The 21,370-nt window shown below is 46.3% G+C and carries 27 protein-coding genes; 17 read left to right on the top strand and 10 right to left on the bottom strand.

Features of this window, described 5'->3' with window-relative positions:
* Positions 1-66: 66 nt before the first annotated feature.
* The 3 genes from KNP86_RS12490 to KNP86_RS12480 form a co-directional block, all read right to left on the bottom strand.
* On the bottom strand, positions 67-498 hold the full coding sequence (locus KNP86_RS12490) for a hypothetical protein (RefSeq protein WP_214754650.1): 432 nt from the start codon (positions 496-498) through the stop codon (positions 67-69).
* Between the two features lie 129 nt (positions 499-627).
* Positions 628-837 carry a YdiK family protein gene (locus KNP86_RS12485; RefSeq protein ID WP_131472784.1) on the bottom strand — a complete coding sequence of 70 codons (210 nt, stop codon included), beginning with the start codon at positions 835-837 and terminating at the stop codon, positions 628-630.
* Positions 838-853: 16 nt separating this feature from the next.
* Positions 854-1,549, bottom strand: a complete 696-nt coding sequence (locus tag KNP86_RS12480) for a CPBP family intramembrane glutamic endopeptidase (protein ID WP_251130517.1) — start codon at positions 1,547-1,549, stop codon at positions 854-856.
* A 213-nt stretch (positions 1,550-1,762) separates the two neighbouring features.
* Between KNP86_RS12480 and groES the strand changes: the two genes are divergently transcribed.
* The 4 genes from groES (at position 1,763) to KNP86_RS12460 (ending at position 6,626) form a co-directional block, all read left to right on the top strand.
* On the top strand, positions 1,763-2,047 hold the full coding sequence (groES, locus tag KNP86_RS12475) for a co-chaperone GroES (RefSeq protein ID WP_021065365.1): 285 nt from the start codon (positions 1,763-1,765) through the stop codon (positions 2,045-2,047).
* Positions 2,048-2,089: 42 nt separating this feature from the next.
* Positions 2,090-3,730 carry a chaperonin GroEL gene (gene groL / locus KNP86_RS12470; RefSeq protein WP_058765593.1) on the top strand — a complete coding sequence of 547 codons (1,641 nt, stop codon included), beginning with the start codon at positions 2,090-2,092 and terminating at the stop codon, positions 3,728-3,730.
* A 357-nt stretch (positions 3,731-4,087) separates the two neighbouring features.
* Positions 4,088-5,557: a DUF5677 domain-containing protein gene (locus KNP86_RS12465; protein WP_214754648.1), complete on the top strand. Its 1,470-nt coding sequence runs from the start codon at positions 4,088-4,090 to the stop codon at positions 5,555-5,557.
* Entirely contained in the window at positions 5,547-6,626 is a 1,080-nt protein-coding gene (locus tag KNP86_RS12460) for a hypothetical protein (RefSeq protein ID WP_214754646.1), read from the top strand. The genes KNP86_RS12465 and KNP86_RS12460 overlap by 11 nt, the downstream gene beginning before the upstream one ends.
* A gap of 108 nt (positions 6,627-6,734) precedes the next feature.
* Here KNP86_RS12460 and KNP86_RS12455 read toward each other — a convergent pair whose 3' ends face one another.
* The 3 genes from KNP86_RS12455 to KNP86_RS15790 all read right to left on the bottom strand — a co-directional run bounded on the left by KNP86_RS12455 (position 6,735) and on the right by KNP86_RS15790 (position 9,405).
* Positions 6,735-7,442, bottom strand: a complete 708-nt coding sequence (locus KNP86_RS12455; protein WP_214754644.1) for an ABC transporter permease — start codon at positions 7,440-7,442, stop codon at positions 6,735-6,737.
* On the bottom strand, positions 7,439-8,287 hold the full coding sequence (locus tag KNP86_RS12450; protein ID WP_214754642.1) for an ABC transporter ATP-binding protein: 849 nt from the start codon (positions 8,285-8,287) through the stop codon (positions 7,439-7,441). Before KNP86_RS12450 ends, KNP86_RS12455 begins: the two co-directional genes overlap by 4 nt.
* Before the next feature lie 131 nt (positions 8,288-8,418).
* Positions 8,419-9,405, bottom strand: coding sequence for a LytTR family transcriptional regulator DNA-binding domain-containing protein (locus tag KNP86_RS15790; protein WP_214754640.1), 987 nt, complete (start codon positions 9,403-9,405; stop codon positions 8,419-8,421).
* 122 nt (positions 9,406-9,527) lie between these two features.
* Between KNP86_RS15790 and KNP86_RS12440 the strand changes: the two genes are divergently transcribed.
* The 4 genes from KNP86_RS12440 (at position 9,528) to KNP86_RS12425 (ending at position 12,729) form a co-directional block, all read left to right on the top strand.
* A complete protein-coding gene (locus KNP86_RS12440; protein WP_034781629.1) occupies positions 9,528-11,177 on the top strand; it encodes a DUF2075 domain-containing protein in 1,650 nt (549 codons plus the stop codon).
* Positions 11,174-11,482, top strand: a complete 309-nt coding sequence (locus tag KNP86_RS12435; RefSeq protein ID WP_034781437.1) for a nucleotide pyrophosphohydrolase — start codon at positions 11,174-11,176, stop codon at positions 11,480-11,482. Before KNP86_RS12440 ends, KNP86_RS12435 begins: the two co-directional genes overlap by 4 nt.
* A 94-nt stretch (positions 11,483-11,576) precedes the next feature.
* Complete coding sequence (locus tag KNP86_RS12430; RefSeq protein ID WP_214754638.1) at positions 11,577-12,239, top strand: DUF3841 domain-containing protein; 663 nt, start codon at positions 11,577-11,579, stop codon at positions 12,237-12,239.
* Positions 12,240-12,258: 19 nt separating this feature from the next.
* Entirely contained in the window at positions 12,259-12,729 is a 471-nt protein-coding gene (locus tag KNP86_RS12425; protein ID WP_214754636.1) for a hypothetical protein, read from the top strand.
* Positions 12,730-12,755: 26 nt separating this feature from the next.
* Here KNP86_RS12425 and KNP86_RS12420 read toward each other — a convergent pair whose 3' ends face one another.
* Together KNP86_RS12420 and KNP86_RS12415 are read right to left on the bottom strand one after the other, a co-directional pair.
* Entirely contained in the window at positions 12,756-13,028 is a 273-nt protein-coding gene (locus KNP86_RS12420; RefSeq protein WP_214754634.1) for a hypothetical protein, read from the bottom strand.
* Positions 13,029-13,149: 121 nt separating this feature from the next.
* Positions 13,150-13,377 (bottom strand): hypothetical protein, encoded by a 228-nt coding sequence (locus KNP86_RS12415; RefSeq protein WP_214754632.1) that lies wholly within the window; start codon positions 13,375-13,377, stop codon positions 13,150-13,152.
* A gap of 134 nt (positions 13,378-13,511) precedes the next feature.
* On the opposite strand from KNP86_RS12415, the gene KNP86_RS12410 reads away from it, so the two are divergent.
* From KNP86_RS12410 to KNP86_RS12400, 3 genes are all read left to right on the top strand, one after another.
* Positions 13,512-14,045, top strand: coding sequence for a DUF3841 domain-containing protein (locus KNP86_RS12410; protein ID WP_214754630.1), 534 nt, complete (start codon positions 13,512-13,514; stop codon positions 14,043-14,045).
* Positions 14,045-14,770 carry a nucleotidyltransferase domain-containing protein gene (locus KNP86_RS12405; protein ID WP_214754628.1) on the top strand — a complete coding sequence of 242 codons (726 nt, stop codon included), beginning with the start codon at positions 14,045-14,047 and terminating at the stop codon, positions 14,768-14,770. The genes KNP86_RS12410 and KNP86_RS12405 overlap by 1 nt, the downstream gene beginning before the upstream one ends.
* A 693-nt stretch (positions 14,771-15,463) precedes the next feature.
* Complete coding sequence (locus tag KNP86_RS12400; RefSeq protein ID WP_214754626.1) at positions 15,464-16,504, top strand: flavin monoamine oxidase family protein; 1,041 nt, start codon at positions 15,464-15,466, stop codon at positions 16,502-16,504.
* A 43-nt stretch (positions 16,505-16,547) separates the two neighbouring features.
* Here KNP86_RS12400 and KNP86_RS12395 read toward each other — a convergent pair whose 3' ends face one another.
* Together KNP86_RS12395 and KNP86_RS12390 are read right to left on the bottom strand one after the other, a co-directional pair.
* On the bottom strand, positions 16,548-16,979 hold the full coding sequence (locus KNP86_RS12395; protein WP_021065346.1) for a MarR family winged helix-turn-helix transcriptional regulator: 432 nt from the start codon (positions 16,977-16,979) through the stop codon (positions 16,548-16,550).
* 14 nt (positions 16,980-16,993) lie between these two features.
* A complete protein-coding gene (locus KNP86_RS12390) occupies positions 16,994-18,199 on the bottom strand; it encodes an MFS transporter (RefSeq protein ID WP_214754624.1) in 1,206 nt (401 codons plus the stop codon).
* Positions 18,200-18,359: 160 nt separating this feature from the next.
* On the opposite strand from KNP86_RS12390, the gene KNP86_RS12385 reads away from it, so the two are divergent.
* From KNP86_RS12385 to KNP86_RS12360, 6 genes are read left to right on the top strand one after another with little or no spacing between them, the layout of a single operon-like run.
* The gene (locus KNP86_RS12385) at positions 18,360-18,821 is read left to right on the top strand and encodes a hypothetical protein (protein WP_214754622.1); all 462 of its coding nucleotides are present in this window, start codon (positions 18,360-18,362) and stop codon (positions 18,819-18,821) included.
* Between the two features lie 58 nt (positions 18,822-18,879).
* Positions 18,880-19,335 (top strand): hypothetical protein, encoded by a 456-nt coding sequence (locus KNP86_RS12380; RefSeq protein ID WP_214754620.1) that lies wholly within the window; start codon positions 18,880-18,882, stop codon positions 19,333-19,335.
* A gap of 11 nt (positions 19,336-19,346) precedes the next feature.
* Positions 19,347-19,808, top strand: a complete 462-nt coding sequence (locus tag KNP86_RS12375) for a hypothetical protein (RefSeq protein WP_214754618.1) — start codon at positions 19,347-19,349, stop codon at positions 19,806-19,808.
* 11 nt (positions 19,809-19,819) lie between these two features.
* Positions 19,820-20,302, top strand: a complete 483-nt coding sequence (locus KNP86_RS12370) for a hypothetical protein (protein ID WP_214754616.1) — start codon at positions 19,820-19,822, stop codon at positions 20,300-20,302.
* Positions 20,303-20,319: 17 nt separating this feature from the next.
* Positions 20,320-20,775, top strand: a complete 456-nt coding sequence (locus tag KNP86_RS12365; protein ID WP_214754614.1) for a hypothetical protein — start codon at positions 20,320-20,322, stop codon at positions 20,773-20,775.
* Positions 20,772-21,260: a hypothetical protein gene (locus KNP86_RS12360; RefSeq protein ID WP_214754612.1), complete on the top strand. Its 489-nt coding sequence runs from the start codon at positions 20,772-20,774 to the stop codon at positions 21,258-21,260. The genes KNP86_RS12365 and KNP86_RS12360 overlap by 4 nt, the downstream gene beginning before the upstream one ends.
* The last annotated feature ends 110 nt before the right edge of the window (positions 21,261-21,370 follow it).

Below are 21,370 nucleotides of genomic sequence, written 5' to 3'. Positions count from 1 at the left end.
CCTATCAAATATAACGCAGATTGATATCTTTTTCAAAAGAGAGCCAGGATGAGTCAGAGCGGATGGTCATGCGCCGATGACTAACACGACACGTCCTTCTTCTAACGCAAGTGACTTGATGTTGCCGACTTTCACTTTTTGGAGCGGGCCGATCGCACTCAAGTCGAGCGTCAGTGTTCGAGCATCGTAAGTGATATAAGGCGAGTGGTTTAAAAACTTGTCGTTGAAGATTTCTTTATCCGTAGGCTCGACCTTTACGACAGTGAACACAATTTTCCGCCCGTGAATCTCTTTTGGCACCAATGTCAGTTTCATCCGAACATCTTTCGAGAAGAAAGCGACCCCGACTTTCTTTGACCCTGCTAAAATCAATTGTCCGTTTGTGATTTCGACGGTCACATCCGACAGATCGGGGATTTTTGGACTTATGAACGATTGAAGTTTGGACGCCTCGAGTGGGACTGTGACCGCTACGTTATTCATCATCTTCTTAAACATACAACCAGCTCCCTTTACCATTTTTATACTAACCTAAATGATTAATACCTTTATTTTACAATTTTGAACCCTTTGTTTGGGAGAAAGTGATCCATAAGAAAAGACCAAGCTGCGCGCTTGGTCTTTTCGTTATGCCGATTTATCGTTGTTTTCTTTTTTCGCTTTTCGAGCGAGGGTCAAAATCTGATACACCTTGAAGAAGTCATACGCGGCTACAGCGATGATGAAGTACGTCCAGAAGCTGAAGCCGTACTCTTGCACCGAGTAGTAGGCGAGGACGGTGAACAGAATCCCGAATGAGAGACTGAACAAAAACATAACTTTTAAGTGTCGCGGCATCAATGCCACCTCATTTCTACATTAAGAATAATACGACCATGACGAGCGCGTTGTTAAACGCGTGAATCGCGATCGGCACGATCAAGCGACGCGTCTTGGCGTATGCGACCGTGAAGGCGAAGCTCATCGCCACGTAAACGAGAATCTTGTTGTCGCCATGGATGAACGCGAACAAGAGTGAGCTGACCGCAAACGCAATCCAGAACCCGAAGCGGGCGCTCAAGTTGCCGAATAAGATGTGACGGAACAGAATCTCTTCCATGATCGGTCCGAGCAAGACGACCGAGAGCGTCATGACCGGGACGAGCCGGACGATGTCCGCGATTTGCTCGGTGTTCTGGGAGCCCATGACGTCACCTGAGATCCACGTCTCAATCAAGTTGGCGACGATGACGAGCCCGTACTGCATGAGAATCCCGAGTCCGATCCATTTGACCGTATCGTTCAAGTTCGACTGGATGCCTTGCTGTTTATATAGCTTCAAGTCGGGCCAGAGCAAGACGACCGAGATGATGATCGTCAAGCTGAATCCGATGGCGAACCAAAGTCCAGTTGCCGTCGGCGTAATCCATTCCGGACGCACTCCGCTAATCAATACCGGAAAGAATTGAACAAACGCGTAGAGCAGAATCGGGATGATATGCCGAATCCGAATGTTAGGCGCCATCGAAAAACGGGTATTTATCGATTGGTTTGAGTTTAGTGTAGCCAATTCAACACGTCCTTATTCCTAAGAGTCAACGTTCCTTTTAACCATTGTAACAAATAAGGTCTCTTGACCGCGAGTGGGAGCATTTTTTCGATGTTCCCGCTTGCATTTTCAGGCGTCTCATACTACACTAATCAATGTTAGCACTCCTTTTTGACGAGTGCTAAAACTTACGATTCAACGATACATCATTCATATTCGGAGGAGGTTTTTTCTATGTTAAAACCACTAGGCGATCGCGTCATCATCGAAGTCGTGGAGAAAGAAGAAAAGACGATCGGAGGCATCGTGCTTCCTGACACGGCGAAAGAGAAGCCGCAACAAGGACGCGTCCTCGCAGTCGGTACAGGCCGCGTCACGGACCAAGGTGAGCGGATCGCGCTCGACGTCAAAGAAAATGATTTGGTCATCTACTCGAAGTACGCGGGTACCGAAGTGAAGCATGAAGGCAAAGAATACTTAATCGTTCGAGAGAGCGACATTCTCGCAATCGTAGGCTAAGACTCACCATTCTTCAAAAACTTTTCTAGGGGGAAATGAACAATGGCAAAAGAAATCAAATTCTCAGAAGACGCACGTCACGCGATGCTTCGCGGTGTCGACGCACTCGCTGACGCGGTAAAAGTCACAATCGGACCGAAAGGACGCAACGTCGTCCTCGAGAAGAAGTTCGGCTCACCGCTCATCACGAATGATGGCGTGACAATCGCGAAAGAAATCGAACTCGAAGACCATTTCGAAAACATGGGCGCGAAGCTCGTTGCCGAAGTCGCCTCGAAGACGAACGAAGTCGCAGGGGACGGTACGACTACGGCGACAGTCCTCGCTCAAGCGATGATTCGTGAAGGTTTGAAAAACGTGACAGCGGGCGCGAACCCGATGATTCTCCGTAAAGGAATCGACAAAGCGGTTCGTCGTTCACTCGAAGAGCTCAAGCTCATCTCGAAACCGATCGAGTCGAAAGAAGCAATCGCCCAAGTCGCGGCCATCTCGGCAGCAGACGAAGAAGTCGGCGAGTTGATCGCCGAAGCGATGGAACGCGTCGGTAACGACGGCGTCATCACGATCGAAGAGTCACGCGGCTTCACGACAGAACTCGACGTCGTCGAAGGCATGCAGTTCGACCGTGGCTACTTGTCACCATACATGATCTCAGACTCAGACAAGATGGAAGCGGTGCTCGACAACCCGTTCATCTTGATCACAGATAAGAAGATCTCGAACATCCAAGAAATCATCCCAGTGCTCGAGCAAGTCGTACAACAAGGGAAACCAATCCTCATCGTCGCAGAAGACATCGAAGGCGATGCACTCGCGACACTCGTCTTGAACAAACTCCGTGGTACGTTCAACGCGGTCGCAGTCAAGGCACCAGGGTTCGGCGATCGTCGTAAAGCGATGCTCGAAGACCTCGCGACGCTCACAGGCGGCCAAGTCATCACCGAAGACCTCGGACTCGAGCTCAAGTCGGCAACGCTTCAACAGCTCGGACGCGCATCGAAAGTCGTCGTCACGAAAGATACGACAACGATCGTCGAAGGTGCTGGAGACGAAGCAACGATCAAAGCACGCGTTCAAACGATTCGCAACCAAATCGAAGAGACATCATCTGACTTCGATCGTGAGAAACTCCAAGAACGTCTCGCGAAACTCGCAGGTGGCGTAGCCGTCGTCAAAGTCGGCGCAGCAACAGAGACAGAGCTGAAAGAACGTAAGCTCCGCATCGAAGACGCGCTCAACGCGACACGCGCAGCCGTCGAAGAAGGGATCGTCGCAGGTGGTGGTACAGCCTTCATCAACGTCATCCCAGCCGTTCGTGCGTTGCTTGCAGAAGTGACAGCGGATGAAGCGACAGGTGTGAAACTCGTCCTTCGTGCCCTCGAAGCACCGGTCCGTCAAATCGCGGAAAACGCGGGTGAAGAAGGTTCGGTCATCGTCGAGAAGCTCAAGAACGAATCGGTCGGCATCGGCTACAACGCCGCGACTGGCGAGTACGTCGATATGATCGCTCACGGTATCGTCGACCCGGCGAAAGTGACGCGCTCAGCGCTTCAAAACGCAGCGTCAGTATCAGCCATGTTCCTCACGACAGAAGCTGTCATCGCAGACAAGCCAGAACCAGCAGGCGCTGGCGGCGGCATGCCTGACATGGGCGGCATGGGTGGAATGGGCGGCATGATGTAAATAGGGTCTAACTCTCTATCTTTTTAATGCTAAATATTATGACGTGTATTTTTTTGCAAAAGGCCATCTTTCAGTATCTTAAGCTGAGAGGTGGCCTTTTTCATATAATTTTATGTAAGAGAATAAAGAGTATGTTTGTAAAACGTGTTTTTGGCATTTGACTTAATAAATGTAATAATTTCACCTCTACAAAATATTAAAAGAATAAGTATTAAATACTGATTTTATTTATTAATAAAAAAGTTAAAGGGATGCGAGTATTTATATTGAAAAAGATAAACTGGAAGGATTTCATTTAGAAAGATATTTTTTTATATAAATGAGAATATACATTTATTAAAAGAGGAGATGATTATAATGCAAGACAATTTAAGCAAATTATCTGACCATAAATATAAAAAAGGGAAGATTATTTCTCCATTAAACGATGCTTTTGGGGATACTATTAAATTTAATGCATGGACTACAGATAGACTTCCCGAATACTTATGGTTGGGATTGATATTAAACTATTATGGTAGGGAAGAAGGGTTAGTGAAAGGAGGAGAAATTCTCTATCGTGTTGCAAACCTCAACATAGATCTTTTACAACCAAAGCTATCAATGATATTTAGTTTGCCTTCTGAAAATCAAAAAATGATATATGATATCATTTGTAAATTTATCGATCCTAGCATTTTGTCTCCTCTGACAATTTTATATAGAGGGGAAGATTACAGTGCCTTCAATCAATATTTCTATGACAAAAGCCAAACTGTAGAGGATAGAATTTCGACTTTAAGTAATACAGTAAAAGTATATTTTGACCATCAATCTAATGACACGACTGATTTAAAGTATTTATCTGTGTGTTTGTCTTTATTTAAAGGTAACATTTATATATCTAAAGAGAATACTATGATTGTAGAAGCTTTTAAAAACTACAGTATGACGAGTCACGTGGATGAAAAAATGAAATTGTATAGGTCATTAATTAGAAGCTTTGAAGTTGCTGATTTTGAAGAAAAAAATAGTGATTTCATTTCTGATTTTTGGAAAGAGGTTGGTCTCTCTACTGATTGTTCACTTTTTTACATCGACTATAGCGAAAATGTGCATAGTATTAAGGAATTTTACCTCGATACAAAAAAAGGATTAGAACATATGGCGATATCAAACAAAGAGGATTTAATTGATGACCCAAAATTTAATGTGTTAATGGGCTCTACATGCTATATGTTAAAATTGACCGGTGAAATAATAAATAACAACTTGGAGAATTCAATCTTAGGACGTCTTGCATTTAGAACTATACTTGAAGTATTTATAATGATGAAATATCTTATAAAAAAAAAAGCTAATCAAGATAATATATTCCATGGGTACCAGTTGTACGGTGTTGGGAAGTATAAACATATTTTACTTCGTATCCGAGATAATAACGTTGACTTTGAAAGTCATATATCTGTACCAGTCGTAAATGCTATTGTAAACGAATCAATGTGGGAAGAGTTTATAAACATTGATGTTCGCTTCTTTGATCAACAAAACATAAAAAAGAAGTTTGAGGAAGTCGATGAGAAAGAATTGTACGAAGTATTTTATGAATACACAACAAACTTTGCTCATGGATTTTGGGGCGCAGTTAGAGAAAGTTCTATGCTACTTTGTGATAATCCATTACATAAAAACCATACAGTTGCAGATTTTGACTATTCCCAAAAACTAAAGAGTGTAAATTATGATTTGTTTAAAATCATGAAGAAGCATATTGAGCTTTTGTCCACAGTCTACGAATTTCCAGAGTGGTATAAATTTAAATATAAGGATTTGACATATGAAAAATGACGTGTTATTTAAAATACACATTGAATACAATCAACTATTAAAAAAGTTTCTCTCAGAAACTGAAAATGAACCGATAAAAGAAATTACTATTCTTAATATAATTGACGAAGTAACAATTTTTTGGCGTAAAAAAATGACTTTAATAGAATATGAAATTGAAAACGGATTATTTGAAGAGGAGTCTTTATTACTTTCTGGAGCTGTGTATTTAGATGTGAAAGAGAACGAGCATTACTTTTTCACACTTTTTGGCGAGAATCATATAGTCGATGATCCATTAATAAAATTGGAAGTTTTTTTTAGAAATTCAGAGAATGAACTTTTGGATAATAGACTAGCGGGAGTCTTTAAGAATGCTTATTTAGATACTCTCGAGTTAACCGAAAAATATATGGATAAGATATATGTTTTGCCAATTAGCAAAATGATTAAAAAAAATTACAACAATAGCGATTCAATAGACATTTTTTATTGGAGATTCATTTCGACCATTTTAAATTCTAAAATTAAAAGTGTATCTGAATTTTTAAGTAGGTTTAGTTCATTATCTGAAATCGAAAAGGAACTAGATGAATTTATATTAGGTAACTTAATTTTTGTAGATGAAGATGATTCGAACATAAGCTTAGAAGATAGGTGCGAAAGATATAAAATGGAATTTCCACAGTTTAATAAGTTATCGAATCTAGAAGTCTTTAATGTAGCCTCTTATTCATTTGTTGCTCAGATAATAGATACATTGTTTGTATCCTCTATTTTAGGGACTACACCATATATAAGGAATAATGTATCTTTCAGATACTTTTTGCTATTAAAAGATACATTTATAAAAGATAAGGAAATTAAAGAAATGGTAGAAAAAAGTATTGTACTATATATTGCCTATAAAACAATTCCTGAAAGCAAGTTAACAAAGTATAGTTTTGATGAATTTTATAATCGAGTAAATAGAAACAACCTTATGTGTAATGTGTTACAGAAAATAAAAAGCAATAAAATTGATATAGTTTATGGTAAATCATCATTAACACAACAAATAATAAATGATGAAATAAATAGTGTTTATTAGTTATTGTATTTAAATAAATCTACATGATTAATAGTTAAATATTTCGGGAAAATACGCGTGATTTAAATAGGATTTATTCAAAAAAGCGACAGCATTGCTTGTCGCTTTTTAGTCCGTCTGTTTCCGGTTATACATCACAATACTTCCAACGAATACAACGAGTGCCCAGGCGGACAGAATCGTAAGCTCCAACCATGTAGCACCAAGATTAGCACCCGCTTCGATTTGATGCGCGAGGTCGATCAAGACGATGTTCGGCAAGTACTCGAGGAGACCGATGATGGAGAAACGGTCCTCATACGCTAACAACATCGGTGAGAACGAGAAGAAGAAAAACGCCGGCATGACGATGAGTGAGGCTTCCATGACCGTCTTCGTCATCAATCCAAGAATCGTCCCAATCCCGATATAAAAGAACGTCGAGACGATCAAGGCGAGTGAGACGACGAGCAGGTTCGCAGGACTGTAACCCATGATAAAGGCACACGCCGCGATGAGGATGAGCGTCGTCACGCAGGTGAGCGCGCTTTTCCCGAGCAAGATGTCGAGCGTGCTCGCCGGCGATAACATCAACCCGCGGAGCGTGTTCTTTTCTTTCTCTTCGGCGATCAAGGCGCACTGGACGAACGTCGCGACGAGACTGAATGTGATGTTGATGACGAAGTAGGTCACGTCGATGCCTTCTCCACCGAGTTGTGAATAGAAGACGGCAAAGAACAACGGCATGATCAACGTCGAGGAGACGAATAAGTTCCGCGACAAGTCTTTATAGTCTTTCTGGAAAATGGCGAGTGCCCGTTTCATTGAAAATGTCATGATAATTTCCTCCCCGTCACTTCGATAAAGATATCCCCGAGCGTCGGCTCGTTCGAATGGATGGCCGCGATGTTTTGGTCACGCATCTGTGCATGGAGCCAGTCGGCCCCGTCTTTTCCTTGTTTCAAGTCAACTGTTTCCCCGTCATGCAGTTCGACGCGCATCGAGCCGTTCGCATAGTTCCGGCGCAATTGTTTTGGGGCATCGAGCAATTGAATTTCCCCTTGATGCAAGAACGCGACGCGATCGCACAGTTCCTCTGCTTCGTTCATATCATGCGTCGTCAAGAAGATGGTCGTCCCTTTTGCCTTCAACCGTTCGATTCCTTTATAAATGTGGCGCGAGTTGACCGGGTCGAGCGCGGACGTCGGCTCATCTAAAAACAACAATTCCGGTTCATGTAATAACGCTCGGGCCAGTGTCACCCGTTGCAGCATCCCGCGTGATAAAGCGGAGATGCGTTTTTTGCGTTCCCCGACCAAGTTCACCGTCTGGAGCACGTCATCGATGCGTGTACGTGGTTCGTCGTATAAGTCGCAGTAGAGCTGCAAGTTCTCTTCGATGGAGAGACGCGTGTATAGTCCGCTGTTATCGGTCAATACACCAATCCGCTTCCGATACTGTTCTTGTTTCAGCTCCGAGACCGGGACGCCGAACACAATCGCGTCACCTGACGTCTGGGCGAGTTGGGATGTCAAGATTTTGATGGTCGTCGTCTTCCCGGATCCACTCGGTCCGAGGAACCCGAACACCTCTCCTTTTTTAACAGAAAACGTCACGTCTCGTAACGCTTCTTCGTTCCCGAACAGCTTTTTCAATTGATTCACGGTGATAATATCCTGCATCGCTCGTTCCTCCTTAGTGATGTCGTATTTCCTGCTTACATCATATCGAGAGGAAGAGTGGGGCGCATTAGAATAGCCATAAATGGCGCTTCTTGAGGACTGAATGGAGCGAATCAGGCGGTGAATGGAGCCTATTTCAGCCCAATCATCGTCTTCAATTCGGCCATTTTCGTCTTCGAGAGCGGGATGGTCGTCTTCGCCGCATCATCGAGTACGAGGCTGAAACTGTTCTTCGTGTACGTGATGACTTCTCGCACCCGTTGAAGGTTGACGATGTATGATCGGTGACAGCGGAAGAAGCCGTACGGGGTCAGACGCGTCTCAAGCTCGTTCATCGTGAAGACGCTCGGGAACTGTTCGGACTGACTGTGCAATACGGATTGACCATCCTGACTTTCGATGTAGTCGATTTCCGGTGGATCGAGTAAGACGATCTTTTCGTTCACTTTCGTTGGAATCTTCTCGAAGCGGACGTGCATGACCTCTGGCGTGACGTCTTCGTTCGTATCCGGTTCATCCGGTTCCACATCGAGTAGGCGCAAGTGTCGATGGTCGATGCGATAGACGGTCGACGTGACGAAGAGGGCGCTCTCCATGTTGCTCGTCAGGAGCAGGATGGTTTTTTGTTGTTGCTTCAGTTGCAGCAAGACGGTCGCGAACAAGTGCCGTGTCTCTTGGTCGACGTTTTGATCCGGTTCTTCAAGCACATAGATGTCCCGATTATGTAAGAGCAGGGCCGCGTATTGGACGCGCCGGACGAGCGACAAGTTGAGCCGGTTCAATCGTTTGTTCCGATATGGGGTGAGTTGAACGGTTTGCATGATGGTATCCAGTGATTCCGTCGATGCGTAAAGCGTATGCGTGAAACGCAAATATTCCTCGACCGTCAGCCGGTCGTATAAGCCGTCACGGATGGAGAAGACCGAGAGCGTACGATTCGCTGTATCGATGGTCCCGGAGTAGGTCGCATGCTTGTCGGTCAATAGCGCGAACAATATTTCCCGGGAAGTGACGCCGCAGTGGATGGCTGCGACTTCACCCGGATTGATGGTGAACGAGATATGTTCAAGGATGAGCGTGTCTTGTTGGCGAACAGAGACGTTGTCGAACGTAAGCACCGAATCCCTCCCTTTTTAGTTGGAGTATACCATTGATTCAGGAAAGACTTGAGTAATGAATTGGAATAAGGCTATGCTAAACTGGAGATAATTTGAAATTAGATGAGGGTGTGTCAGTGAAGATGATTGAGGTCATTCCGTTAGATTTTGATAAAACGAGTATAGATGAGATTGACCGGACAGCCGATTATTTGAACTATCCGGTGATTTATATTTTGAACGGACAGAAGGAAGCGTATATCGGGGAAACGGTGCATTTCCAAAAACGCATGAAACAACATCTGAAGCTGAAACAAGCTGATCGGAAAAATGTAGACCAAATCAATCTCGTGAAGCATGAGACGTTCAATCGGTCGGCGACGTTCCATCTTGAGACGAAGTTGATCAACTACTTTTTAGGGGACGAGAAGTACACCTTACAAAACAAAAGCAAGACGGCGAGCGACTTCACACACAATTATTACAATAAATCGTTCTACGACAATGAGCTGTTTCCTGAGTTATGGGGTGCGCTACATAAGAACGGGCTCGTCGAAAACGACCTGCACGCCATCGAGAACAAAGACATCTTCAAATTGTCACCGTTCAAAGAACTATCTGTTGAACAGATGGACTTGAAAGAGCGTGTGCTTGAGTTCTGTGAGACACGGATTGCGAAGTCCAAGCCAGAAGACACGTATGGAGATTTATACGTCATCGAAGGTGAGGCAGGCGTCGGCAAAAGCGTCGTGCTCAGTTCTATCTTCAATACCATTCAGGCGCGGACGAACGAGGCGGGTTCGAATCTGTATCAGACGGAGAACTATCTGGTCGTCAACCATGAAGAGATGCTGAAGACGTATAAAGGGATTGCCAAACAAGTCAAACACTTGAAGGGTGTCAATTTCGTCAAACCGACGCCGCTCCTCAACAAGTTACAAGATAAAAAAGTGGATATTATCTTGGTCGACGAGGCGCACCTCCTGTTGACGAAATCAGATGCGTACAACAATTTTCGAGCAGATAATCACCTCGAGGAGTTGATGAAACGTGCGAAGATTGTCATTGTCATCTTTGACCAAGACCAAGTGTTAAAGCTGAAGAGCCGGTGGGACCAAAGTGTATTAAAGAGATATAAACAAAAAGCGAAGTGTTTGAAAACATATAAACTGACGAATCAGTTTCGGATGCAGGCGGATGAGGATGTCATCGATTGGATCAACGCTTTTAAAGCTAAGCAGATACAGGCATTCCCGTCGTCTACAGACTATGATTTGCGCGTGTTTGAAACGTTGGAAGAGATGCATCAAATGATTATCGAACAAGATCAGAAACATGGACTCAGTCGAGTCGTGTCAACGTTTGATTATCTTCATAAAAAGGATGGAGAAACGTATTACGTCTATGAGTCGAACGGGGAGTATAAGATGCCGTGGAATACGACGGGCGGCAAGACGACGTGGGCCGAGAAGTCAGAGACGATTGCTGAGGCCGGGTCGATCTATACGATCCAAGGTTTTGATTTGAACTACGTCGGCGTCGTGCTCGGTCCTTCGGTAACGTACGATGAGACAAAGGGTTGCTTGGTGATTGACACGAATCTTTATAAAGATACAGGAGCTTATGCTGGGATTGACGGTGTCAAGGATGTCGAGCTGGCGAAAGAACAGATTGTCTTGAACTCGATTAATGTGTTGATGAAGCGAGGCGTCCGAGGACTTTATTTGTATGCGAGCAATCAAGCGTTGCGAGATAAGCTGTTACACATTCAAAGAGAGAAGGTACAGATATGAACGAAGTACAACGACTGATGGACAAAGTGATTGAATTCCGTGACGAGCGCGATTGGGCGTTCCACCATAACCCGAAAGATTTGGCGTTGTCGTTATCGCTCGAGGCGAGCGAATTGTTGGAGTTGTTCCAATGGGTGTCGAGCGAAGAAGCGCTCGAGACGAAACACGTCGAGATGAAAGAAGAGCTCGCGGATGTCCTCATCTACGCGCTGACGTTTGCTCATGCGGCAGGGATTGATGTGTCGCAGGCGATTGAAGAGAAGCTCGAGAAGAACGCGGTGAAGTATCCGAGTCCGAACGCTTAAGTTGCAGTCGACCGATTAACCCTGACCATTATTTTCACTACTTCTTGATGTGAAATCGGATAAAGTGGTGAAAGAATAAGTCTGGAGAGGGTTAATGAATATGGGCATCTATTATACGTATCAGCATGAAGACGCTTGGAAAGTAGCATTGGAGCGAGGGTATCTCCAAGGTGATCCTCACTACGCCTTGTTCAATGACGAAGGATTCGATTTTTTTAAACCGGCCTATGACTGGATGGTCGAACAATATGAGCAGCGAATTGGGATTTCGCTGAACGGGAACTATCCGGTCTGGTGTTGGGACGAGTTTCCTGACTTAAGTATCGGTGGACATATTGGACAAGGAAACAAAGGTGTGGTGTTGACGGTTGAATTACCGGATGATCAAGTATTGGCTTCGGAAATCTCATTTTGGGACTTCGTTCCGTATCACTCTACTTTTTGCGATACGCTCGAAGCATTTGACCACAGGGAAAACATTGATCCGGCATATACACGAAAGTCTTGGGAGAAAATCTTTGACCGAGCGTGGTGTGAGTCGATGGCGGCTCAATCAGGAACGGCACCGACTTATCAATATGTGATTCATCGCATCGAGCTACATCACGTCCGGGCTGTCATGCCGTTCCAAGACTTGAGTGACAGTTGGTTGGACCGGATTCGAGGATTTGTGTGGCGTCTCGGTTATCGACTTGGTTTGAAAAAGTCGATTCCATTTCAGTGGCAAGGAAACTGTCATTTTAAAGAAATCAGTTGAAGAGGGGAAGACAGGATTCATGACCCAACGCGAACGGTTTGACCATTTATATGAGGCGGGGAAACGTTCCACCCGCCAAGCACTTCTTCTTGGAGTGTTCATCGTCTTACTTGGCGTCATCTTTTGGTTCACAGGAGAGCGTCGAATCGCTGAACTGGCATGGTTCGTCTTGTTTATTCCGGTCGTCTCGTTCGTCAAAGTGTGGGCGCGGACGAAAACGCTGCTCACGTTCAACGAGGCTCCCGACTATCGGCGTCTCGTCTGGTATGAATATTGGAGTGGGATGGCCGTGATTGCGATCTTTTGTATATTGATTGTGACGTTGCTGTTACGTCCGGAACAAGCGAATATTTTGATTCTCGTTGTGGCGTTCAACCTATTTGCGTGGATTGCCTCTTCTAAGATTGATCAAAAGCTTGCCACCATCGACCCAGAACACGTGACGCATAAAGCCTATGAACGTGGAAAAGTCGGTTTCTTTTTAAAATAAATGCAGTCAAAAAGGAGTAGCGCGCGCTACTCCTTTTCGTTTACGCGATCGACCAATTGTTTCGCTTCAAGCAGCGACAGGTCATATGTCTCACGCAAGAATTTAACGGTCGGAATCACGCCAATCGTATCGATTTTTTCTTTAATCGACGCATGAAACTCAGCATCTTGAACGATTGGTTCGGTATGGAGTTGTTTTCGTTTCAATGCACTCATGTCCTTTGCTTGTTGCGCAATGATATTGATCAAGAAGGCGTTCAAAATCAATGAGGCAGTCAACATGATCGTGTTCCAATCCATTCAACCACTCCTTTCGACTTAATCATCGATGATATCGAAACTGTAAGCATTGGTGAGCGGGTTATGGATGATCAACTCATAACTGAGCTGTTGTTCGTCCACATCGTGAGTGATGTCGACATTAAGGGCGTGTCTCTATTTTTTCTTCGATTCGCTCGAGGCGCTCCACTAAGACGTCGAACTGTTGTTGCTGATGAGCCGCGGTTTGACGATCCAACTCGAGTCGCGCGTCCGCCCGCTTCTCGTAGCGACCGATAAATCGAACAATCATCACGATGACCGCGATGAGTAACGCGAGTGGGACAAGTATTGCCAATAAACTAAATAGTAACGTCATTAAAACATTCATGCTTTTTCCTCCTTTATGTAATCCATACGGCTAGTATACTTCCAAATTCAGACAAACCCAAACGATTCCCATGATGGATAAGGAAACAGCAGGTCAGTTATGCTAACAGTATCTTCTTAAAAAGGGGTGGACCTATGGCCATTTACTATACATATCAACATGCGGGCGCCTGGGAAGCCGCCAATGCATGTGGCTACTTGTTTGGCGACCCAAACTTTGGAATTTTTCAAGACGAGGACTACGCGTATCATCGCCCTGCTTACGACTGGCTCGCGGGACAATATGAGCAACGGACGAAAATTTCGCTTCGTGGAAACTATCCAGTTTGGTTGAGCAAAACAAGGCCAGACGTCGCACGGGGTGGCTACTTGGAACCTGGAGAACCGGGCGTCGTGCTGACCGTTGAGCTGCCGGACGCACATGTGCTCGCAGTCGAGGCCGGTTACTGGACGTTCGCGTTGAATCGGTATTTTCTCTCGTTTGAAGATCGGGAAGCCGAAAGCGAAGAAGAGTTGAAACAATCGTGGGAGAAAATGTTCGACCGCGACTGGTGCGAATCGATTGTCGAGGAGTACCCAGAGACGAACACGAAATATCACTATCTCGTCGATCGGGTTGATCTCGAGCAAGTGCTCGACGTGACGACGTTTATTGAGGAGGGTGTGTGATGGAGCGACCAACGCGACTAGGTACAGACGAGGCGGGTTACGTCATCAATCAAACAGACGTGACACGGATTCAACCGATGTTTCGGCCAGTGCTCGATGCAGTGATTCAGTTGTTGCGAGAAGAATTCGCAGAAGCGCTACATAGCGTATATGTATACGGTAGCGTCGGTCGTGGGACTGCTGTGGCCGGACGGTCCGATTTAGACGTGACGGTCATCGTCAAACGGGAAGTGGACGTTGACGTATTAAAGCGACGGACTATGCTTCTGTTGCAGGAACATCCGGAAGTAATCAAAATTGATTATGACATCGGGCTGTTGGATACAGTGCTTGAGCCCACTAATCACGTTGAATGGGGCTTTTGGTTACGTCACATGTGTGCATGTGTTGACGGGACTGACTTGTCTCATCGTTTTCCGTACATGAAACCGGACGAGCGCATCAGCCGAGCGTTGAATCGAGATTTGTTCGATCAGTTACGAGAAGCGCAAGTGAAATTGAAGGCAAGACGTATGACGGGAAACGAAAAACGGTCACTCGTCAAACGGATGATTCGAGGCGCGTATTTGACTATCAACGTCGAAGATCAAAGTTTTGTATCGACGATTACAGACAGTCTGTTTGTATTGCGCCTCTATTTTCCAAACAGTGAAATCATAGATGACTTAGAGCGAGGCATGGAGTCAGAAGAAGTGCAAGATGACTGGTTGGGTAAGTTGATTTAGCAGTATGGATCGTTGTTCCTTCCACGATGACAGTCATCGATCAAAGTGACTCCTTACGGTCTAAATCATCAAAGTGACAATCGACATAAAGCATTCCTACCAAAACATATAGTTGAATCAATAACTTGAGCAAACTGGGAATATAGATGATTTCAAAAAACAATAATCCCTCGAATAGGAACATACATAGCAAGGTAAGAAAATACATGAATGTTTTACCTCTTCGAAATCGAGAAAACAGGCGAATGCCTACAAGGAACGGATAAAGTAGCGTCTTGACTGTATAAGGCATGGTGGTAAGTCCTTTCTAAAAACGTCACCGCTCATTGTGTGGGATGTAGCCAGGTTTAGTGCGTTTGCGTCTGACATCGGATGCGAAGTAATACACTGGGGTGAACAATCCTGCCAAAAGATAAATTCTAAAAACGGTTTCTAGTAAGAGCGACACTTGGAGGCCATATCCGATGATGAGGACATGGACGGGGACAAAGATCAGCATGAATGCATAAGACATTGTACTTTCCGTTTTGATAAATCGATATAATCCTCGCATCAACAAGATGTAAGGAAATAAGATGTAATAGAAGAAACGCTTCACGTCGTAACGCCCTTTCCTGAGCGGTGCGCCCAAATTATGTATATTCGTCTTTTTCAGTATAATGGGAGCACCACGTATAGAGAAGGAGTATGTATATGACCAAATCAATCGCCATCATCGGGGCGGGCGTGAGCGGCTTATATGCCGCGTCGCTCCTCACTGAGAAAGGCTATGACGTCACCGTGTTCGAGGCGCGTGACCGTATCGGGGGACGGGTGTTGAGCCATGACGGGTTCGACCTCGGTCCGACCTGGTATTGGCCAGAGACGGAGACGACAATCACGCAACTGATCGAACGACTCGGTCTCCCGACGTTCTCTCAACACACGACCGGGGATTTGATGCTCGAGCGCCAGTTCGGTGTCATCGAACGCCATACGCTCCCGCCAGGTCATATTGTTCCATCGATGCGACTCGTCGGGGGCATGGCCAGCTTGACGACGGCGCTCGCTTCGACACTACCGGCAGGGACAATTCAACTCGAGTCGACGGTCACCTCGATCAAACAGACCGAAGATGAGGTAACGATTGAACTCGAAACAGGATGGTCCCAAGCTTTCACACACGTCATTATGGCCATCACGCCACGACTCGTCTCACGTATCAGCTTCCAACCGGAACTGTCTGAAACGACGAAGTCGAAGCTGGCAAACACTCCGACCTGGATGGCTGGACAGGCGAAAGTACTCGCCGTGTATGACCGCCCGTTTTGGCGAGACAGTGGTCAATCTGGTCAAGGCATGAGCTGGGCCGGGGTGTTGCAGGAGATTCATGACGCCTCACAACCGGGCGGATTGGCCGCGTTATTCGGCTTCTTCCGGTTATCTGCTGCCGAACGCTCGGTACTCGACCGGGACGAGCTGAATCGTCGCGTCATCGATCAACTCGTGCGACTGTTCGGGGAAGAGGCGCGCCAACCGCGTGACGTCTTATACGTCGATTGGTCGAGCGACCGGCATACGGCCACAGTCCAAGACGGGGAGCCGTTGACCGACTTCCCTGTATATCAGCCGATCGCGCTCGATTCAGCTTGGGAAGGAATGCTATCACTCGCTGGGACGGAGACGGACTCCTTGTTCGGCGGTCATATCGAAGGCGCGCTCCGGGCAGCGGAACGTGTCGTCAATCAACTCTAACCAAAAATGCGTATCCTCCCGAGTCAGGGACGATACGCATTTTTCATTTGAACTTTTTAATCATCAGCGCGAGCGAACGATTGATCATCGTCATCTCATCATCTTCGAGCACGGAGAACATCTCTTCGGCGAGCCGTTCTTCAATCGCATCGATTTGTTTCGAATATGCCATACCGATTGGGCCGAGACGGATGAAACTCTCACGTAAGTTGTCCGGGTTCTTCTCTTTTTGGACGAACTCACGTTGTTCGAGCACTTTGAGCACTTGGCTGACCGCACTTTTCGAGATATTCATCTTCGTCGCAATCTCGGTCGTCGTCCATGTGTCTTGTCGTTTGAACAGAAGTAACATCTGTTCTTGCTGGTAACTGAGTTCGAATTCGTTCAACTCGGTAAAATATTTGGTGAACAACAAGTCGAGCTCGTCAATTTGACGGTACATCTCGATGACTTGCTGTTTGCGTGTATCATTCAATCGTCGTTCTCCTTTCATCGCGTGTCACGGAACGTCTGGCTCCGCACGTATAACACGATACTGCATACTAATCCGATTATACCAAATGAGATGAGCAACGTTTGAATTGGTACGGCCAGGGCGACCAAAATCGACAGGACAGCGAACGCAATCGGTTCTAGTCCCGATGCGGCGAGCGCCATGATGCTCATGACGCGTCCGATTTTGTCGTGGTCGCTATGTTCTTGCATGAGTGTGACCGTCGGCAAGTAGACGAGCATCAACATGAATCCGCTCGCGGCCGCAGCCAAAGCGAGAAGCGTGATGGATTGCGCCTGCGTATAGAGGAAGAAGGCCCCAAGCGTCAAAAACAGGACGCGGAAGACGAAGCGTCCACGGTGGACCGAGCGGAACAACAGGACGAGAAAACTTGCGGCGAACGTCCCGACAGCAAGCCCACCTTCAATCAGGCTCAAGTCAAACGCATTGCCGCCCCGTTCACCGACGAGAATCGGGATGCTCATGATGAGCGGTCCCATGACGAACAAGTTGACGATGGCGATCGACAGCGTTCCACTCCGTAAAATCGGTGTGCTCGAGACGTAACGGATGCCCTCTTTCAAGTCAAAGATGACATGACCGAGCGACATGGCACGGGCGAGAGGGATTGAGTCACGAATCAAGCGCGGCATAATCAAGATAGCTGCGATGAAAATCAAGACGGCCGCCGTCCCAAAGCTGAGCCCGAAGCCGCCCCATGTGAGTAAGGCACCGGCGAGGAACGGGCCGAACACGAACATGAGCTCGAGCGTCCCTTGGAAGAGCGAATTGGCACGCTGCAACTCTTCTTGTTTGACGAGCGACGGGATCAAAGAAGACAACGCCGGATAGGACATGCCGTCAAGTAGTCCGAACACGATGGAGATCATAATCAAGGCGAACACTGAATATGCGTCCGCGAGATGGAGAGCCACGACCGCGACCATGAGAAGACCTTGCCCGAGGTTCGTCAAAAATAAGAGCCGACTCTTTTGGAACCGGTCGGCGAACACACCGCCGAATATCATCATCACGACACGCGGCAATGAGACGGCGGTCATGATAATCCCGAGTAGGGCGGGTTGCTTCAGCACATCAATCGTGAGCCAGGATACGCTCAAGAAGAAAATCGAAAAGCCAAGCGTGAGCGTCATGCCGGATAACCACGTGAATACGAAGCGTGGATTTTGTAGCAAATTCATAAAGAAAACCTCAGTCTTTCTGCCTTTTAATATAGTTAAGTTAACTAAACTATAAAGCGAAGTGACTGGTTCGTCAAGCGAGTCGGCTACTACAAAACAATTGTAAAAAAACGGAACTTTTTTCGTTGAAAACCGTATAGTTAGTTAAGAGGTGAATGAGATGAGTAAACAAGAACGATTACATAGCGTGAAACAAATGAATGTACAGTGGATGTTGTTACGGCTCGCCTTCGCCCTTCCGACCGGTGTGCTCGTTTATTACTTTTTACAGTCGCAAGGCTCACCGATGATTATGGCAGCGTTCCTTCTATCGTTGACCAGTGCGGCAAGTGTTTTGTTTATGAGGGAAGCGCGCTTCGTCAAAGCATTAACGGCGCATGATCAAGCGAAGAAGGTGATCGGTATCCAATATCAACTCGATTACTTGTTCGTCGTCATGATGGCCGTGATTTTTCCGATGATGATGCGACTGAATATCCTGACCAACTTGATTCCTTTCCTTCTATTCGTCAGTGGCAGCGCATTAATCTGGTTTACGCAGCATAAACTCGATCAACAGTTGAGCTGGATGGATACAGAACAACCGACTCGTCGCGAGATTCAACGTACGAGATTCACATGATGAGGTTGAAAAGACACGAGGTTAGCGTGTGAGTCCATCACAATTAAAGGAGTAGCTTATGAATAAACATCAGCGTTTGAAGCAAATGGTTACCGCAAACCGGAAATGGCTTCTCGTACGACTCGGTTTTGCGATTCCGGTTGGGGTATTGCTTTTCTTCTATCTGCAAACTGAGACACGATCGCTCATGTACGGAAGTTTGATGGTCGTGTCGCTGTTGGCGTACGGCGTGATGATTGGGCGGGAAAGTCGATTCATGAGCAGTTTCACAGACCACATTCGAGCGAAGCGGGTCATCCACATTCAATATGTGTTCGACTACATGATGGTTGTCTTCAGCTGTTTGTTTTTCCCGTTGCTCTTGAAGCTCGAAACAATCAGTTGGGTCCCATTCTTCATCTTCTCCCTTACAGCGTTGGCACTGGTAATTGTCGAACGCCTGCTTGATGAGAAAGTAAAACGGATCGATCCCCAACAACCGAGGCGTCGCGACGTCAAACGAGAAAGCTTTTAAGGGGGGATTCGATGACCAAACAAGAACGTATCAATCTGATTTATAAAACCAATATAAAGACGGCCGTTCTTCAAAGTCTGCTCACGTTTCCGATGGTGTTTTGTCTCGTCGGATTGATTCAGTCGGATTCATGGAACGGTTGGTACGTGGCCGGCGTACTCGTCTGTCTCTTGCTGCTGGGAGGAATCTTCTTCAAGGCGAACCGAGTCGAGACCGAGTTGACCGAGCGAGAAGATGCCAAAATCATCATCGCCCGTCGGAACGGATTTGTCTTTGCGCTGTTCGTTGTATTCATTTTATCGTTTGCGCTGACGCTAAACCTCGGTTGGATGTACGCCTGGATATTAGCTGTGGCAGTTGGTGTACTATACGGTGGCTACCGTTTGATTCGAAAACAAGACGAGCGATTGAGTGACATCGACCCGGAGCATCCGATGCTGCGTGAGATTCGACTCGACAACGTCAGAGACTGAGGAGGTACTCGATGAACAGGGAAGCCCGGACTGAAGCGTTGTTACAAATCAACACGACATATCGTCGTTTTATGATTGGAAGCAGTGTCGTCATCTTTGTGAGCGCGCTCTATTTCATGATGCAGACGACTTATTCTGGCGTGATTGCGGTGGTCAGTCTCATCCCGACGTTGTTTTTCGAATGGAAACAAACCGTCCTCTATCTTCGGTTTAATGATGACTGGACGTATCGCCGTCTCATTAAGCTACAGTTTTCTTTACTCGTTTTCACGTTCATCTTATTGTTCGGTCTGATCGCACTGTTTTTAACGGGACAGATCCATCCGGACGTGTTGATGTGGGCGGTGGTCATCGGGGCACCACCTTCTGTCTTATTACCACTGTGGATCGATCGAAAACTGCTCAAACTCGACCCGGAACACGTCACGTCGAACATGCTGGCCAAAGCCAATCGCGAGAAGTTAAAACGTCGTCTTGACGGAATCAATGATTAGAAAAGGAATGGAATCGTATGACGAAACAACAACGGATTGACGAAATGAACCGATACCGTGAGCAATGGAAGCGGCGACGAGACGTGATGTTCGCTCCTGTCCCTGGACTATTGTTTGTCACGTTGCTCGCGGATCATATTTGGTGGGTCGGCTTAGGGTTGATGGGTTTGTTCGCCAGCGGTTCAATCGTGTATTTGCTGAAAGAAGGGGAGACGTTTGCTCGTCTATCCGATCAAAGCGGAGCACGAATGGCGACGCGGAATGTCTACCGGATTTTAAGCGGATGGTACGTCTTCATCGTCGGTAGCGTGGCGAGTTATAAACTGGTGGCCCCTTGGTGGACGTGGGTTCTCGTCATTGGGATTGCCTTCCTGTTGCCGCTTCTGTATAAACGCTTCAATGAAACTGTTCAAAGCGCAGATGCAGCTCAACCGGTCCGCTCTGAATTGGCAACGGCGAGGGGATTGCTATGAAGATGTTGACGAAACAAGAACGGATTGATTTATTGCTCGCACACGACGATGCGACGTGGCACTGGCGCTACTGGGGCCTCTTCTTCAACCTCATCGTCGTCGCGTTCATCTCTTATCAGACATCGATTTACTTACCATTGATCGTGTTCGCGCTGTACTTGCCGCAACTGTGCGTCGAATGGAGGAAGACGAAACTGTTGCTCAGTTTCAATCCCGAGTCTCGGTATCGGCGCTGGGTGTATGCAGATTATGCCGTGCAGTGGTTCGCATTTCTCATTGTTCTCTGTGCGCTAGCTTGTTATCATACTGGCGTCATTAACATTTGGACACTAGTGACCATCTTGTCGGGTGGCATGATCGGCGGTTTGCTGTTCCCATACATGGTCAACCGAGTGGTGCTGACGTTTGATACACACCACGTCACGAATCGGATATTCAACGAAGCGAAAACTGAGCGGCATACACACCAAAAGACGAGTTCCTGATAGTCGGAACTCGTCTTTTTTCACATTTCAGGACATCGGTCCTTTATGCTAAAGTGTGTGGGGAGTAAGCTTAACACGTACAACAGTATATAGAGAGAATCGAGGAAGAG

It is taken from the genome of Exiguobacterium sp. s16, from assembly GCF_018618115.1.
Classification (GTDB): Bacteria; Bacillota; Bacilli; order Exiguobacteriales; family Exiguobacteriaceae; genus Exiguobacterium; species Exiguobacterium mexicanum_A.
The sequence above is the reverse complement of the archived record's forward strand: the minus strand, read 5'-3'. Positions and strand labels throughout refer to the sequence as shown.